Annotated in this window: 12 protein-coding genes; 9 read left to right on the top strand and 3 right to left on the bottom strand. The window is 39.3% G+C overall.

The window, feature by feature from the left end:
* Positions 1–112: 112 nt before the first annotated feature.
* On the bottom strand, positions 113–718 hold the full coding sequence (locus BUA16_RS12400) for an HPP family protein (RefSeq protein WP_072765073.1): 606 nt from the start codon (positions 716–718) through the stop codon (positions 113–115).
* 518 nt (positions 719–1,236) lie between these two features.
* On the opposite strand from BUA16_RS12400, the gene BUA16_RS12395 reads away from it, so the two are divergent.
* From BUA16_RS12395 to BUA16_RS12385, 3 genes are all read left to right on the top strand, one after another.
* Complete coding sequence (locus tag BUA16_RS12395; protein WP_072765072.1) at positions 1,237–1,854, top strand: class I SAM-dependent methyltransferase; 618 nt, start codon at positions 1,237–1,239, stop codon at positions 1,852–1,854.
* A gap of 532 nt (positions 1,855–2,386) precedes the next feature.
* A complete protein-coding gene (locus tag BUA16_RS12390; RefSeq protein ID WP_072765071.1) occupies positions 2,387–2,929 on the top strand; it encodes a DUF5655 domain-containing protein in 543 nt (180 codons plus the stop codon).
* A 201-nt stretch (positions 2,930–3,130) separates the two neighbouring features.
* On the top strand, positions 3,131–5,308 hold the full coding sequence (locus BUA16_RS12385; protein WP_072765070.1) for an amino acid permease: 2,178 nt from the start codon (positions 3,131–3,133) through the stop codon (positions 5,306–5,308).
* A gap of 71 nt (positions 5,309–5,379) precedes the next feature.
* Here the strand turns inward: BUA16_RS12385 and BUA16_RS12380 are convergent, their stop codons facing one another.
* Positions 5,380–6,957: a hypothetical protein gene (locus BUA16_RS12380; RefSeq protein ID WP_072765069.1), complete on the bottom strand. Its 1,578-nt coding sequence runs from the start codon at positions 6,955–6,957 to the stop codon at positions 5,380–5,382.
* Between the two features lie 433 nt (positions 6,958–7,390).
* Here BUA16_RS12380 and BUA16_RS12375 point away from each other — a divergent pair, with 433 nt between their 5' ends.
* Both BUA16_RS12375 and BUA16_RS12370 read left to right on the top strand, forming a co-directional pair.
* Positions 7,391–8,218 (top strand): amidohydrolase family protein, encoded by an 828-nt coding sequence (locus BUA16_RS12375; RefSeq protein ID WP_072765068.1) that lies wholly within the window; start codon positions 7,391–7,393, stop codon positions 8,216–8,218.
* Positions 8,219–8,420: 202 nt separating this feature from the next.
* Positions 8,421–8,762 carry an L-rhamnose mutarotase gene (locus tag BUA16_RS12370; protein WP_072765067.1) on the top strand — a complete coding sequence of 114 codons (342 nt, stop codon included), beginning with the start codon at positions 8,421–8,423 and terminating at the stop codon, positions 8,760–8,762.
* Positions 8,763–8,899: 137 nt separating this feature from the next.
* Here the strand turns inward: BUA16_RS12370 and BUA16_RS12365 are convergent, their stop codons facing one another.
* Entirely contained in the window at positions 8,900–10,480 is a 1,581-nt protein-coding gene (locus BUA16_RS12365; RefSeq protein WP_245795558.1) for a sulfatase family protein, read from the bottom strand.
* Between the two features lie 118 nt (positions 10,481–10,598).
* On the opposite strand from BUA16_RS12365, the gene BUA16_RS12360 reads away from it, so the two are divergent.
* The 4 genes from BUA16_RS12360 to BUA16_RS19080 all read left to right on the top strand — a co-directional run bounded on the left by BUA16_RS12360 (position 10,599) and on the right by BUA16_RS19080 (position 16,798).
* Complete coding sequence (locus BUA16_RS12360) at positions 10,599–10,997, top strand: hypothetical protein (protein WP_072765066.1); 399 nt, start codon at positions 10,599–10,601, stop codon at positions 10,995–10,997.
* Between the two features lie 73 nt (positions 10,998–11,070).
* Positions 11,071–15,408, top strand: coding sequence for a CusA/CzcA family heavy metal efflux RND transporter (locus BUA16_RS12355; protein WP_072765065.1), 4,338 nt, complete (start codon positions 11,071–11,073; stop codon positions 15,406–15,408).
* A gap of 10 nt (positions 15,409–15,418) precedes the next feature.
* Entirely contained in the window at positions 15,419–16,570 is a 1,152-nt protein-coding gene (locus BUA16_RS12350) for an efflux RND transporter periplasmic adaptor subunit (RefSeq protein ID WP_072765064.1), read from the top strand.
* 102 nt (positions 16,571–16,672) lie between these two features.
* Positions 16,673–16,798, top strand: a complete 126-nt coding sequence (locus BUA16_RS19080) for a hypothetical protein (protein WP_262482962.1) — start codon at positions 16,673–16,675, stop codon at positions 16,796–16,798.
* Positions 16,799–16,889: the final 91 nt, after the last annotated feature.

Raw genomic sequence — 16,889 nt, 5'->3', positions numbered from 1 at the left:
GCAAGCAGGGCTTTTGTCAAAATAATTGCCCCCCCTTATTATGACATAGAAATTTGGAATAAGGTAGCCCAAGATGGGGTAGTAAAATTCTAGATCGGAAATAAGAATTCTATCAGCGATCCTTTTTTGAAAATAATTTTAGTTTCTTCTTTTTGAAGTAAGTGAATTTTTTGCTGGTAGGGTATTGCCTATAGCTCGTCATATTATTAAATACCAAGGCTACTAACACTAATATAAGCGTTCCGCTCAGTACTGGTGAGAATACATAATAATACCCTAAGGCTGCTATTTTGGGAGCTCCCATTACCGCTATCAAGGCCGTAGCACCTCCCGGGGGGTGCAAGGTTTTGGTTATTTGCATCAGTACTATAGATAGGGCTACCGCTAAAGGAGCCGTAAGCCAAATAATATCGGGTAAGCATTTAAAAACCGTCACCCCTATGATGGCCGAAATCACATGGCCACCTATTAAATTTCGGGGTTGGGCCAACGGACTTTGTATGGCTCCGTAAACCAATACACTCGAAGCGCCAAAGGAGCCTATGAGCAAGACGTTTTCTGTTTTATCAAGGAAATAACTTTGTACAAAAGCCAATAATCCCATCCCGACAAAAGTCCCTATAAACGACCAAAAATGTTCTTTAAAATCTACTAGGGTTTCCTTATATATTACATATCTAGATACCCTTACCCCTCTTTGAATTTTTTCTTTTACCAATTGTTAGCTGTCTATTCGTTTCTAATTTGAAAGGAAATGCGCTCGCCCTGCCAAAACATATCCCCTGAAATAAAAACAGTGGTTTTTCAATACTTTGAACACCACCATCTTTTCCGATAAAATTCAAAAATAAGGTCTTCCAAGCGGAATAAAAACAAGCTTTCTATTTTTCCTTTTCCCTTAAAACATTGGCCCCAATCTTAAAAATATCCTATTATTGGCCCGTACAAATTCCTAAATACGCATCGCTAATTTCAGTTAAAACAGTTCCTTAAAATGAAAATGTTGGTTACCAATTCTTTTTTTTGCTGTACATTGCTCGAGGAATTGCCTATTATACGGGCATTTATAAAGGATTATGGGTTAGGCTTTTGTAATAATATCATAAAAATTTAAATATTCAAAAGAATAAAAGCTGCCAAGAAAAGAAGACAGGAGCTTTTAGACCCGATACCTTTATAAGTTTAGGGTGCTACACTTAAAGAAGAACATACTCCTCATTAATTAAAAACTTCGTAATGACAACAGCAAGGAAAAAACATTGGGAAACCGTATATGAAACCAAAAATCCCGAGCAGGTGAGTTGGACTCAGCAAGTTCCAGAAACCTCCCTTAACTTCATCAATTCTTTTAACTTGCCCAAAACGGCTAAGATTATAGATGTAGGCGGGGGTGACAGCAAATTGGTCGATTTTTTATTGGATCAGGGATATGAGAATATTACGGTTTTGGACATATCTGCCAAGGCCTTGGAAAAAGCTCAAATCCGCCTAGGAGAAAAATCTAGAAAAATCCACTGGGTGGTCAGCGATATTACCGAATACCAACCCGACACCCCTTTTGATCTTTGGCATGACAGGGCCGCTTTTCACTTTTTAACTACTCCGGAACAGCTATTGGCCTATAAAAACATTGCTGAAAAATCGGTGAGCGGATATCTGATCATTGGGACCTTCTCCTTAAACGGCCCTACAAAATGCAGTGGTCTGGATATTTCCCAATACAGCGCGGACAGTTTAACCGAAATATTTAAAAACAACTTTGAAAAACAACATTGTATTACGGAGGAGCACACTACTCCCTTTAATACAAAACAAGACTTTTTATTCTGTAGTTTTAAAAGAAGGACACTATAAAAACAATTTATCAGTACCTATTAGTAGGTTTAAATGCTGTCTTTAATCGATATAAAGCAATCTGGTTTAAATCTTTAATAATATTCCGTTTTCTTTTGAAGGCTCCTTAGGGGTAGTCGATTGGGTGTATTTCTGAATACACAGCGCTACCTCATGCATGCTGACATTATCAATCCCTCCCTAGACGGTTACTGATTTGCGCTATTTTGCGTTAGGGACCGCGGCGGCATCCCCGCCGCGTAGCAAGGGATATAGCGAAGGGCCCGCCCGACGCAGGAGGGAACGCCCTAATTAGTATTTCTGTTATTTATATACATATAAAACCCACTCCCCTTAACCACCACATTCAGTTCTTACTTAGTCGATTTGAATTTACTGTAATCCATAGCTATCAAAATTATAGGGATTAACAGATAGAATTTTAAAAAAATATGTAACTTTAAAAGACTCAATTCTAGGCATATCGGCAGGAATTACATAGCTGAACCTTAGCTATGCCTATATAGTACCAATAATTTTAAACTATTGTATTATGGACAAGGCCCTATTTACCATGATTGAAAATATGTTGGCAAAAACAGGCAAATCCTTGCCTGAATGGAAAGAACTATTGAGCAAAAAATCATTTTCCAAGCATACGGAAGCCCTTGAGTTCTTAAAAACAGAATATGGGGTAACCCATGGTTTTGCCAATACCATTGTACTACTTTCCAACGATAACAACCATACCCCCCAAGATTTGGTGACCAAGCAGTACCAAGGTAAGGAGTCCCTGATTCCTATCTATAAAAAAATATTGGCCACCGTTAAATCCTTTGGCGATGATGTTACGGTTACCCCAAAAAAGAGCAGTGTTAGCCTTATTAGAAAAAAGCAATTTGCCCTGATAAAACCGGCTACAAAAACTAGGATAGATTTAGGACTCAAATTAGTCGGAAAAGCAGTTACGGCCCGGCTCGAGGACTCTGGCCCCTTTGGAGCCATGTGCACCCATAGGGTTAAAATATCCCAACAAGAAGAAGTAGACAAGGAGCTTTTGCAATGGTTAAAGGAAGCGTATGAAAAGGCTAATTAAAACCACTTACCTTACCACTACCGCTATTAGCCCCTTTTAGAAAGCCTTACAAATGAGGAGTTTACCACCAATTTGCAAGAACAACAAACACTTTCCTTTTCTGCGATACCGTATAAATTTCCTTAATTTTAGTAGTATAGGGCGAAAGATGTCTACTTGGTATCGCTTATTGATGCATTTATATTTTTAACTCAGCGGAAAATGAACAAAAAAACATTTGGCACTTTTGCGGGCGTATTTACCCCTACCACCTTGACCATTCTTGGGGTAATTATGTATATAAGGCAACCTTGGGTTGTGGGCAACGCCGGTGTGTTAGGGGCTATAGGTATAGTACTGCTGGCGGTAGCCATTACCTTGACCACTGCCTTAAGCTTATCATCTATTACCACCAACGTACGAATTGGAAGCGGAGGCGCCTTTAGTCTTATCTCCCAGTCTTTGGGATTGGAAATTGGGGGCGCCATAGGGATACCCTTTTATTTTGCCCAGGCTATAGCCGTTGCCATGTATATTTTTGGTTTTCGGGAGGGGTTGCAAATCCTAATCCCCAATGTAAATCCTGTCCTTTTAGACCTCTGTGTTTTTGGGTTGGTAATGGCTATTGCCTTTATCAGTACTAGTTTTGCCTTTAAAATTCAATATGTGATCTTAGGGATCATCGTATTGTCCCTTGTCTCCATATACGGTTCTCTTTTTGTGAATGAGCTCGATTTTAATTTTGAATGGACCGGAAATTATCCCGGATCTATTGAAAACGATTTTGGAGGCTCCTCTTTTTGGATCGTATTTGCCGTTTTTTTTCCTGCTGTCACCGGAGTCATGGCCGGGGCCAATATGTCTGGCGACCTGACGAACCCTAGAAAAAGCATCCCATTGGGCACCTTAAGCTCAGTGCTTCTGACCACTATTATTTACATCAGCCTTATATTTGTTGCGGCCGTTATTGCCAGTCCCGATGAACTCGCTAAAAATTACAATGTTTTTATAGACAAAGCCTTGTTTGGCCCCATTGTTTTGGCAGGACTATTGGGAGCTACCTTATCTTCGGCATTGGGGTCTTTTGTTGGTGCCCCCCGGATTCTATTGGCCTTGGGAGAAAAAAACATCCTTCCCAAGAGTCAGAAACTAGCCAAACTTTCAAAAAAAGGAGAGCCCGTAAATGCCATGTTAGTAACGGCCGTCATAGTATTGTTTGGTATCTCCTTGCGAAATCTGAACACCATAGCTCCCTTGCTTACCATGTTTTTTATGATTACCTATGCCATGGTAAATGTAGTAGCCTTGGTAGAACAGACCTTGGGACTTCCCAGTTATAGGCCTACGCTAAAAATCCCCCTTATTGTCCCCGCTATCGGGGCCTTTGGTTCTATTGCTATTATGTTCATTTTAAATGTTATTGTAGCCTTGTTTTCATTGATCTTTATTCTGCTTTTTTATCTGTACTTGGTAAAAATGAATATTAAATCGGCCGCAGGGGACTCTAGAAGTGGTTTGTTTACCGCATTGGCAGAATGGGCCACCAAAAAAACCAATGCGCTAAGACCACAGCGAGAAGTAAGGTCTTGGCGCCCAGATTTACTTATTCCAGTGACAGCACCAAGGGAATTAAGAAGTTCTTATAAACTCATCCAATCCATTATTTATCCGAAAGGGTCCATAAAAGTATTATCCCTTAGGAATGAAAATGAAGAAGAACAAAAAAATATAGAAAGCTTTCTCAACAATGCCATTAAAAAGTTTAAGGAAAATGAATTATCGGCTTCCTATACGGTCATTGACAATACCGATTTTAATACGACCATTAATGTAAGCATGCAATCTTTAAATGCGGCCTTCTTTAAGCCTAATATCGTTTTTGTAAGTGTCGACTCCCTGAGTACCGATTACAGCTATTATGATCGGCTTTTGTTAGATGCCAAAAAAAATAGTTTTGGCGCTATCATTTACATCCCATTTTCTTCGGCAAGTTTGGCAATAGAGAAAACCATTAATCTATGGATGACCAATATTCCGGTAGATTGGAAGGAAACCTTTAGTGTGGGCAACAATAATTTATCGACCCTTATTTCCCTGCTGATCTGCCGCAATTGGAAAGGGCTTATCGAAGTCCATATCCTAAACAACAATCCAAAATTGACCCTAAGCCCAAACGATATTGAAGATTTACGCACTATGGTACGATTTCCCAAAAAAACCACCATTGATATTAAACATGGCGATTTAATGGACAATGTGAACATGGAAAAAAATTCAGATATCAATGTCTTTTGCATTCAACCCGGAATGCCCATTGAAACCATGGTAAAAATTGTAAACCAGTCCCGTATATCGGCTATTTTCTGTGCCGATTCCGAATATGAAAATGTATTGGTCTAATGTAGCTTCATCTAACTGATGACGATCATAAATCAGTATGCTTCTGAAGCCTCACAACAATGTACACTTGGCTATTTTCTATCTTTCTTCCCGTTTCCCGTGATGGTAGTTACCAAGGCATCGCGCAGGTTGATCCATACGTAATTGAAAAAGGATTTTGTTTCCTCACGTTCTGTTTGTGCAGCGCCATAACGGTATCCGTCACTATTTGATTTTGATCCTTTTTTTAATAGGAGATTTCCTAAGGCGGTAATTAATTTATTAATACCCTGTCCGTCTTTTTTTAATACTACAAACTCAAAATTCTTGTATTTCATTTTCATATCCGACCTGGCCCTAGTATTATTTCCACTGATTGTAAAATAAATTTCCGAGGCCATCCCTTTTGCCTGTACCCTTAGGTTGTTTTCTAAAAAGCTATTGATCCCTTCTACCTCAAAATTTTGGAAAGCCCCACTAGCAATAAAAGCGTCATTCTTATTATTCACATCAAAATCCCAGTCTAAATTCACCTTTCCAGCGCCCATAAAATTAGCCTTGGCCACTATTGTGGTTTTCTCTCCTGGCTCATAAGTATTCGAAAGATTATTGACAGTAGCATCTACCGCATCAAAAAAGAGTCTCCCCGCCTTAACATTGGCATTCACTAATTCTTCATATTCTATATGGCCATCTATAATGAGAAGTTCTGAAACATCGATTTTAAAAGGCAACTCCCTCAACATCTTACTGTACATAGGTTTTTTTTCCAGATCGTCGTTCACTAATTTATCCCTAAATAGCGCGAGTTGTGCCCCTTTAATTTCGCCCTTAACACTTTTAATCCAAATACTCCCCTCCAGCTCCTCTAACGCAAATTCTTGTAAGGCTATTTGTGGAATTTTTAAGTCTATATAATCTCGTTCTGTGATCAGCTTTCTAGAAAGTTGTTGTTTAGAGTATTTTGATCTAATATTCATATCACTAAAGACCAACTCCTTATCCTTCAAAGAAATCCTTTCTAGCCGAAGTTCTTCATAGTTTCCTATATGGGCATATATTTTATGGACCTCCAAACCCACTTCCCCATACCGAATTGGTATTTTATTCCTTAAGATAGCGGCGTCGGTTTGTACCTTCATTAAGGCAAGATCGAAGTTTTCTATATCGGTAAGCACCGTACCCGACTCCCTTTCCATTTCAATAAAACTGCCGTCTTTAATATTAAAATTATCTATGGATATAGATGGAGAGGATACATTATTACTATCGGAATGGGATTTATTTTTAGGCAGATCAGCACTGGAATACGAGCGTAGTTCTGGTTTATCGACAAGCACTTCTTTTATGTATACGGTATTTTTATAGTAGTATTCCCATAGATTAAAACCGTTTAGCTGGAATGACGCTATTGTTAATTCTTTGGAAGGTTTAAGGCCCAAGGAATCGCGGCTAAAAACAGCTACCGAAATGTCACCTAAGCGCAACTTCCCTTGAAGAAGGTTCACCTCCATTTCTTGGTACTGTATTTCCATATGTGGCGGTGTGTTTATATCTAGAAACTCGCCTAGCCGTTTTTCCACATACAGTTGTACCATATAATTACCAACAACACCAAGGGATAACACTCCTAGAAACAGAAAAAGTGTAGATTTTTTAAGGTAGGCCATTGAATATTATTTGTTTACTAATGCTCAGTGAGTAGATTTTTTTTTTTTAAAATATTGGCATTATTTATTGTTATGGTTATACACTAGCCAATTGCTACACAATGCGATAGGATTTAGAAGGTATCCTACCTCTAGGAATTTGGCCCTGGCCTACTCCCTTGCCATGTTTCCCCAGTACCCAATTCTATATTATTTATATATAAAGGTGTTTTTTTATTATAGATCCCTTCACAACGTATAGGCAGGAAACGAATTAACAAAATATACAATAAAAGTTCAACCTAGCTAATGAAAGCTATATATTCCTTATAAATTTATACTTTTATACGTTAATAGATTGCATTGTTTGCGAGGAAGCTGGTGGTTTTCTATAAAAGAAGCAAAATCGCCTAACGAAATTAGCACAAGGCCATATAAAAACATTTGAACCATAATGACAATAGATTCACACCAACATTTTTGGAAGTACCAGGCCGTAAAACATACTTGGATAGATGATAACATGTCTGTTATCCGGAAAGATTTTTTACCCGCCGAACTCAAAAATGTGTATAGCGCCAATGGCATCGATGGCTGTGTGGCCGTACAAGCCGATCAAACTTTGGAGGAAACCGATTTTTTATTGGACCTGGCCCAAGAAAACGATTTTATTAAGGGAGTCGTAGGTTGGGTAGACTTAAGAAATGCTGAAATAGAAGACGATCTTTCTAAATATGCAAAACATCCAAAACTCAAAGGCTATCGACATATAGTTCAGGGCGAAGCCGATCCTAATTTTATATTGCGTCCCAATTTTTTAAAAGGAATTTCCCTATTAGAAAAATATCGGGCCACCTATGATATTCTTGTTTTTCCGCACCAATTGGGAGCGGTGCTAGAATTCGTCAAAAAATTCCCCAATCAAAAATTTGTTATCGACCACATTGCCAAACCTTATATAAAAGATGGCTTTTATGATGGTTGGGCCTTGTTGATGCAGGAAATCGGTAAACATGAAAATGTGTACTGTAAGCTTTCTGGCATGACCACGGAAGCCGATTATAAGCAATGGACAGCCGAACAGATTACCCCCTATATGGAATTGGTTCTTAATGCTTTTGGCAGCAACAGACTTCTATTTGGTTCGGATTGGCCCGTATGCCTAGTCGCCGGAAACTACGAAAAGACAAAAGCGGTGGTAACTAATTTTATCAGTAATCTCAGCCCCCACGAACAAGCGGAAATAATGGGAAAAAATGCTGTTTCTTTTTATAATCTATAATAAGCTTATACCTCGAGAAAAGTATATATCACCCTTAAAAAAATCCTATTTAAATCGCCTAAAGGTATTGCTTGTACTATTAATAATATAACATGAGCATGAACGAAAACCTCTCGCAAAGACGAATGAAGTTATGCCATTTACATGCTTGTACTGCGTGCAGCCGAAGTATGACCGTTAAAAACACCATAAATATTTACATATGAAAACGACCAGACATTGTTTTGCCTTGGATTTAAAGAATAATCCCGAACTCATTGCAGAGTACAAAGAATACCATTCGGCCGGAAATGTTTGGCCCGAAGTGATAAAAAGTATTAAAGTTTCCGGAATTGTAGATCTCCAAATTTACTTGGTAGAAAACCGCATGTTTATGATCATGGAGGTCGATGAAACCTTTGATGCCGAAAAGAAAGCAGCCATGGACGCCAACAACCCCAAGGTACAAGAGTGGGAAGATCTTATGTGGACCTTTCAACAAGCCTTGCCATGGGCCAAAAAAGGTGAAAAATGGATTCCAATGGAAAAGGTCTTTCAATTGTAATCCGTTTTAGAACTGCTAATAGCAATGCTATAAATATCAAGGCTCGGGGGGCTTTAAAAAGTACTTATGGTCACCGATAACCACCGTTCATTAAAATTGCCCCGGGCCTTGATATTAGCAAATTCTTGGTACTCCTTTTATTTAAATTCCTTTGCTAATAACTTGTGCATTTCTGGGAATTCTTGGTCCTTATCCCCATACTTTTCACGGAGCTTAATAAGCTCTTTTTTCATGTCTGCTATCTGCTCCTTATAAGCTTTGTCATTTATAGCATTATGTATTTCCTTAGGGTCTTTCTCTAAATCATAAAACTCCCATGTAGGCGATGTTACTTCTTGGGAACTGCCTTTTTTCTGCAGTCCCTGGCCATAGAACAGGGCCAATTTATAGCGCTTATTGCGGATTCCAAAATGCGCAGGCCTATCGGGGTGATGCAACCAATACCTATAATAGATACTATTGCGCCAATCTGCGGGAGTTTCCCCTTTTAAATTTTCCCGAAAGCTGCGCCCTTGCATATAATCTGGCTTTTCCAAGCCTGCATAATCGGCCAATAATGCGGCAAAATCAATATTTAAAATTAGATCGTCCAAACGCCTCCCCGCTTTAATTTCCTTGGGATATCGGATAACAAAAGGCATCCGCAACGATTCTTCGTAAATAAGTCTTTTATCAAAGAATCCATGTTCGCCCAAAAAGTAACCTTGGTCTGCCACGTATACCACCACGGTGTTTTCGGCTAGTCCTTCTCGCTCCAAATAATCTAAAAGCTTCCCTATATTATCGTCAATGGCTGCGCCGGAACGCATAAAATCCTTCACCAGTTTCTGATAGATTTTTTTGCGTTTTTGTATGGGGTCCAAGCCTTCCAAATCATAGGGAAGTCCAGGGTAATTTGTCCAGTAGGTACTATCCTTGGTAGCCGTTTCCCAGCGATCGGCCAAATTCTCCAACACCTGTCCCTTAAAGGTACGCCCTGTGGTTTCTGGACCAAAATCCATCAAAGAGGCCGGTTCGGGAATTTCTATATTTTTATAAAGCTCCTTAAACCTATCGGGGTAATCAAAAGGTTCGTGGGTAGCTTTAAAATTACAGAACATCAAAAAGGGTTTTTCCTTGTCTCTTTTTTCCAGGTGGGCAATGGTTAAGTCGGTTATAACATCGGTAGAAAACCCTGGGTGGACCTTCCCTTTGCTCCCATCATGGCCATCGGTCCAATTTTCTTTTTCCTTAAGAATAGGATTCCAGTACCTTCCCTGGCCCGGGAGGACATTAAAATAATCGAACCCTTCTGGCTGGCCCACCAGATGCCATTTTCCTATGACTGCGGTTTCATAGCCGTTTTGGGAAAGCGTACGCGCCAGATTAGGATGATTGCGAGGTAGTGGCTCGTTTAAGGTATATACCTCGTTTTTATGGCTGTATTGCCCGGTAAGGATGCTCGCCCTACTGGGGGTACAGATAGAATTGGTGCAAAACACATTGTTAAGAACAGTCCCCTCTTGTGCTAATCGCTCAATGTTGTCGTTAACAACATAGTCCTCTAAAATACCTCCATAGATGCCCCATGCTTGTGAAGTATGGTCGTCTGACAGAATAAATAAAATATTGGGAGGATCCGTGGTTTTATCAGGGGTGTTTTGGGCAGAAATACTTATGATAAAAGTATTGGATAGCAAAAATAACAACAATAATCTCATAAAAGCGTTTGGAACCATATGGTTGGGTTTTAGGATTTAAGCTGCAATATACAATAGATTTATTTTAGCTTAATGGCGATTATTCTATGCTATGTACTAATTTATACTCTATTAAATTCGTATATTTCGCCACGAAATGAAGAAACTATTTTCCATAGCACTAGCCCTTTTCATTATGGTTCAAAGCTTTAGCTTGAATCTAGTGGACTTGGCACAATTGGACGATTTTTTGAAACACGCCAAATTTCACCAAGAAAAATATGGTGATAGCCTGTTGGTTTTTATTTCCAAACATTACGGCGATCTGAAGCAGCAACACCATTTAGAAAACAGAGAGGAACAAAAGGAGCATGAAAAACTTCCATTTAACCAACAAAATACATGCTATACAGCCAATGCATTTGTATTACATTCCTACGATGTACTCCTTCCAAAATCCCTTCCGATAACGGATACCACTTCCTATTTTTTTTATAAAAACACCTATTCCCAAATATCGGAATCCGATATTTTTCAGCCTCCCAAACAAGCATAATTTTAATCGTACATATTTTCTACACCTATAGTTTACTATAGGCAGGACTTGTTTCACATTTTAATTAAGAATTATGTTATCTTCTATTATACAATTTAGTATAAAGAACAAATTAATTGTTTTTTTAGGTACTCTTTTAATTGCTGGGTACGGCATATTTGCGCTATCCCATATTCCTATTGGTGCGGTTCCCGATGTCACTAACAATCAGGTTCAGGTCATCACCACCTCCCAGAATCTTTCTACCCAGGATATGGAACAATTCATCACTTACCCGGTCGAATTGGAAATGGCCAACTTGCCTGGGGTGGTAGAAATTCGGTCTATTTCTAAATTTGGACTTTCGGTAGTCACCATCGTTTTTGAAGACAAGATGGGGACCTATCTGCCTCGTCAATTGATTGCCGAAAAAATAAAATCGGCTTCAGAAAAAATCCCCAATGGTTTTGGCACCCCGGAAATGGGTCCTATAACTACTGGCTTAGGGGAAATCTACCAATATATATTAGACACCAAACCGGGCTACAAAGACCAGTATTCCGTCATGGAGCTGCGAACCATACAGGACTGGATCGTAAAACGACAACTCTCTGGAATCCCAGGGGTGGTAGAGGTAAATACCTGGGGCGGCTATTTAAAACAATATGAGGTAGCCATAAAGACCGAGAAGTTAATGGCTATGAATATTGGTACGGCCGATATTTTTACGGCCCTAGAAAAAAACAATGGTGTTTCTGGTGGCGGCTATATCGAAAAAATAAATCAGGCCTATTTTATTCGTGGCGAAGGCCTCATCGGTTCCCTAGAAGACATTAAAAATATTGTAGTGAAAACCGTCGATGGTATTCCTATATACATCAAAGATATTGCCTCCGTAGGCTTTGGAAGTGCCACTCGTTTTGGCGCTATTACGGGGAATGGCGAGGGTGAAAAGGTATTGGGCCAAGTAATGATGCTAAAAGATGCCGATTCTAAAAAGGTTATCGATGCCGTTCATGAGCGGGTCGAAGAAATTTCTAAATCCCTGCCCGAAGGTGTATTTATCAACGCCTTTTTAGAACGGAGCGAACTGATAGGAAAAACCACTTTTACCATAGCCGAAAATCTAATTTTAGGCTGCTTGATCGTTATTTTTGTAGTGGTTTTATTATTGGGGAATTGGCGCTCCGGATTGGTAGTGGCTTCCGTAATACCCTTGTGTTTGTTATTTGCCTTATCCCTAATGTACCTTTTTGGGGTAGATGCCAATTTAATGAGCTTAGGAGCTATAGACTTTGGAATCATCATAGACGGGGCAGTAATCATTGTAGAGTATATTGCCTTCCAAATCACTGCCAAAAGTAAGGAATTAAAATCCCTTAGCAGGGCGGACAGACAATCCCTTAAAAATCAGATCACCTTTAAAGGGGCCTCTAAAATGATGAATTCGGCCATTTTTGGACAGCTGATCATCCTTATCGTATTTATTCCTATCCTATCCTTGAGCGGCGTAGAGGGTAAAATGTTTAAACCCATGGCCCTTACCTTTAGCTTTGCTTTAATAGGAGCCATGATATTATGCTTTACCTATGTCCCTGCCATGGCTGCAACCTTTATTAAGCCAACGGAATTATCCTCAAAAAATATTTCGGTTCGCCTGATGACTTTTTTAAATAACAGCTACGACCCGATTATTCGTTGGGCATTAAAAAGCAAGAAATTAGTATTGGGTATCGCAATGTTTCTGTTGGCCGGATCTATCTATCTTTTTACCACCATGGGCGGTGAATTTGTTCCTACTTTAGATGAAGGTGATTTTGTGATACAACCAGTACTCAAAACCGGAACTTCACTCAGTGCCACCATCGACATCACCACTAAGATCGAAAAAATACTTTTAAAAAACTTCCCAGAAGTAAAACAGGTCGTTACAAGAATTGGGGCTGCCGAGGTGCCTACAGACCCCATGTCTATGGAAGAAAGCGATGTTATTATTACCTTAAAATCTAAAAAGGAATGGGTATCTGCAGAAACCAAGGACGAATTGGCCGATAAGTTTAAAGAGGCGCTTTCTGTACTACCGGGGGTAGAAGTAGAATTTACCCAACCTATAGAAATGCGCTTTAATGAATTAATTACGGGAGTCCGGGCCGATATTGCCATCAAAATTTTCGGAGAAGATTTAGGCATTCTTAACGCCAAGGCGAACGAGGTAAGAAAATTGATCGAAAATGTTGATGGTGCCGCCGATATAAGTGTCGAAAAAATTGCCGGCCTGCCCCAAATGAACGTCAAGTTTTTAAGAGCTAAAATCGCCCGATACGGTTTGAATATTGACGACTTGAACAAAATTATTGCCATGGGCTTTTCTGGCACTAATTTAGGCAGTGTCTTTGAAGGCGAAAAACGTTTTGACCTGACCCTTAGGTTAGACCAAGATAGTAGAAAAGACATCTCAAATTTAAAGAACCTCTATGTAGACCTTCCTAGTGGCGGAAAAATACCATTGAGCGAACTTGCAGAAATCACCTATACTACAGGGGCGGCAAAAATTTCTAGGGACGATACCAAGCGAAGGACCGTCGTTGGGGTTAATGTTCGAAATAGGGACCTACAATCGGTCGTTGATGATGTGCAGTCCATTCTCGATAAAAACTTACACTTGCCCGCGGGGTATAGCATTAGTTACGGGGGGCAGTTTAAAAATTTGCAAAGTGCCAAAGACCGATTAAAAATTGCAGTACCCATAGCACTGGCGCTTATTTTTATCCTCTTGTATTTTGCCTTTAAATCGGTAAAGGAGGCTTTAATCATATATTCTGCCATTCCGCTTTCTGCCGTTGGTGGTATCTTACTTCTATGGGTCAGGGATATGCCCTTTAGTATCTCCGCTGGTGTTGGTTTTATTGCCCTATTTGGTATTGCCGTCCTTAACGGAATTGTTTTAATAGAACATTTTAAGGAATTAAAGCAACCTGGAATGAAAAATATTAATGAATTGATCGTACAAGGATCTAAAGACCGCTTACGAGCAGTCTTATTAACGGCCTCTGCCGCAGCTCTTGGTTTTTTACCAATGGCCATCTCTACCAATGTGGGGGCAGAAGTGCAAAGACCATTGGCGACCGTGGTCGTTGGGGGTCTTATCTCGGCCACTATTTTGACACTAGTAGTACTGCCTATTCTATATGCCATATTTGAAAAGGACGACTTAAAAAGTAGGTGGACAACGAAAATAAAAAGTAAAAAAATAGGGGCTACCGTAGTGCTTATTCTAATTTCCGGACTTTCGTTTGGACAGGAAAAAGCCTTGAGCTATGAAGAAATTCGCAGCATGGCTTTGGCCAATAATGCCGAACTAAAAGCGGCTCATTTAAGGGCAGACGAATCCAAAGCATTCATTGGCACTGCCTTTAGCTTTGATAAAACGGAAGTCTATTATCAATACGACCAAAATAATATTGCCTATAACAATGAGCCACTACGGATTTTTGGGATACAGCAAGACTTCCTTTTTCCTTCTGTTTATTTTGCAGAAAAACGGGTTAATAAAGCTGCCTATCAATTAGAAAACAGTAATTATCGTTTAAAAAGACAGCTTCTAGAGCAACAAATAGCAGCCAATTATCAGGAATTACAATATGCTAGACAAAAAGAAAATACCTTAAAGGAATTAAACGATTTGTATACTAATTTTTCCCGATCGGCCCAACGTAAATTTGAATTGGGAGAAAGCAATTATTTGGAAAAAATAACCGCACAAGCAAAACAAAAAGAACTTCACTCTCAATACAAAACAGTAAAGGAAGATGCCGAAATCGCTTTTCTAAATTTGCAAAAAACCGTTCAGGCGGACAGGCTTTTTTCAGTAAAGACTGTCCCATTAGAAAAACTTGTGGTCGTTCAAAGCAGTACCGATGAGAACCTAGGACTGGAGTATTATGAGCACAAGAAAAATTTGTACCAAGCAAAAAAAGGCTTGGAAAGCCAACAGCTGCTCCCCGACCTAAGTTTCAATTATTTTCAGGGGACCAATCCTTCATTAGGCGATCATTTATATGGATTTCAGGTGGGGGTGAAAATCCCGTTGTTCTTTAACGGAAACGCCGCCAAAATAAAGGCTTCCAAAATAGCAGAAAAAACAACCATTGCCGAAGCACAAGACTACCGCATACATTTACAGACAAAACAGCGCATTCTTATGGCAAAACTAAGGCAACATGAAGAAAACCTTAGATACTATGAATCCGAAGGTTTAGTCCTGGGGGAAGAAATATTAAAAACTGCCACTTTAAGTTTTAAAAATGGGGAAATAGACTTTTTCCAGTATATCCAAAGTGTAGAAAACGCTTATGGTATTACCCTTTCCTATTTAGAAAGCCTTAAAGCCTATAACCTGACCGTTATTGCTATCAATTATTTATCTATTTAAAAACACATCCATGAAACATATCGTATTCCTTTTTATAGCCTCACTCCTATTTCTAAATTTAACCAGCTGTGGTGATGCAAAAAACAACAAAGAAACCCTAGAAAACAATTCTGCTCCCCTAAGCGGTGACACCGTGGTAACTATTTCCAAAGAGCAATTTAAAGAAGGAAAAATGTCCTTGGGAGCTTTTAGTTCACAAAACATCCCTACCACTATTGAAGTCTCGGGTACCATTGATGTACCACCCCAAAACAAAGCAGTCGTCAGTGCTTTTTCTGGAGGGTATATAAAAGATACTCCCCTACTTATTGGCGATACAGTAAAGCAGGGACAACTCTTGGTTACCTTAGAAAGCCCTGAGTTTATAGAAATGCAACAACAATATTTAGAAGCTGCCGAGCAACTCCATTACCTTAAATCTGAATTTGAACGACAAAAAATCCTTTTTTCCGAGAAAATAAGTTCGGAAAAAAGCTTTTTAAAAGCCGAGAGCAACTACAAAATTAATCTAGCCGTTTATAACGGATTGCGCAAGAGATTGCAAATGCTTCATATAGATCCCAAAAAAGTGGAAGAGGGTATATTAAACTCCCAAGTTTCCATTTTTGCCCCCATGAACGGTAGTATAACCAATATTTATATCAGCACGGGAATGCATGTTTCCCCGGCCGATAAAATTATGGAAATTGTGAATACAGACCATATTCACTTAGAACTGTCCGTGTATGAAAAGGATATTATGAACATTAAAAAAGATCAAAAAATACAATTTAGGATTCCCGAAGCCACCACGGATATTTTCGAGGCCAAAGTACATTTAGTGGGCACTGCAATAGATACCAAAACCCGTACGGTAAAAGTCCATGGGCATTTGACAGATCAACAAGACCATAATTTCTCCTTGGGCATGTTTGTAGAAGCTAGCATTATAACCGATTCTGACAGTGTTAGCGCCCTACCCAACGATGCTATAGTTAACAGGGAAAACAACCAATATGTATTCCGTCTGAGTTCCGAAACCAAGGAATCCTATTCCTTTGCCATAGAAAAAATAATCGTTGGAAAAAATTACAATGGCTATACCGAAGTTGTCGATAAAGGAGGGGTAAAAGATAGCGACCAAATTCTTATACAAGGAGGATATTACCTCCTAGAGGAATAATGATTCCTGACCAGTTCTGTCCTAAATACTAATTCTGTTCATTTTTTCCATTGATGAAATGCGGAGCATTCATGAATTCCTTTAAAAAACAATAGACAAGCCATGAATAAAAAACGAACCAGGGCCGAGAACCAAAGGTACAGTGTACCTTTGGCTGGAGGAGCCAGCCGTAGCGTTGGCCTTTCTTGCGAAATGATTCATTCAGAATATTTTTTTGTCAGCACCTAAATTTTAGGAACTCGCTTTTGAAAAACAGCTAAATAAGATAATTCGTTTAGCTCAGACAGCCTAAAATCGCCAACGCGCAAGCTGGCCTCTT

Source organism: Arenibacter nanhaiticus (assembly GCF_900141935.1).
GTDB classification, from domain to species: domain Bacteria; phylum Bacteroidota; class Bacteroidia; order Flavobacteriales; family Flavobacteriaceae; genus Arenibacter; species Arenibacter nanhaiticus.
Note: the sequence above shows the minus strand (reverse complement) of the source record. Positions and strands in the feature narration are given on the sequence as shown.

What these genes read in the sequence shown, in the direction of transcription:
- BUA16_RS12385 (WP_072765070.1), top strand. Translation starts at nt 3,131, where the DNA reads ATGAACAAAAAAACATTTGGCACTTTTGCGGGCGTATTTACCCCTACC.
- BUA16_RS12355 (WP_072765065.1), top strand. Translation starts at nt 11,071, where the DNA reads ATGTTATCTTCTATTATACAATTTAGTATAAAGAACAAATTAATTGTT.
- BUA16_RS12360 (WP_072765066.1), top strand. Translation starts at nt 10,599, where the DNA reads ATGAAGAAACTATTTTCCATAGCACTAGCCCTTTTCATTATGGTTCAA.
- BUA16_RS19080 (WP_262482962.1), top strand. Translation starts at nt 16,673, where the DNA reads ATGAATAAAAAACGAACCAGGGCCGAGAACCAAAGGTACAGTGTACCT.
- BUA16_RS12375 (WP_072765068.1), top strand. Translation starts at nt 7,391, where the DNA reads ATGACAATAGATTCACACCAACATTTTTGGAAGTACCAGGCCGTAAAA.
- BUA16_RS12350 (WP_072765064.1), top strand. Translation starts at nt 15,419, where the DNA reads ATGAAACATATCGTATTCCTTTTTATAGCCTCACTCCTATTTCTAAAT.
- BUA16_RS12370 (WP_072765067.1), top strand. Translation starts at nt 8,421, where the DNA reads ATGAAAACGACCAGACATTGTTTTGCCTTGGATTTAAAGAATAATCCC.
- BUA16_RS12395 (WP_072765072.1), top strand. Translation starts at nt 1,237, where the DNA reads ATGACAACAGCAAGGAAAAAACATTGGGAAACCGTATATGAAACCAAA.
- BUA16_RS12380 (WP_072765069.1), bottom strand. Translation starts at nt 6,957, where the DNA reads ATGGCCTACCTTAAAAAATCTACACTTTTTCTGTTTCTAGGAGTGTTA.
- BUA16_RS12390 (WP_072765071.1), top strand. Translation starts at nt 2,387, where the DNA reads ATGGACAAGGCCCTATTTACCATGATTGAAAATATGTTGGCAAAAACA.
- BUA16_RS12365 (WP_245795558.1), bottom strand. Translation starts at nt 10,480, where the DNA reads ATGGTTCCAAACGCTTTTATGAGATTATTGTTGTTATTTTTGCTATCC.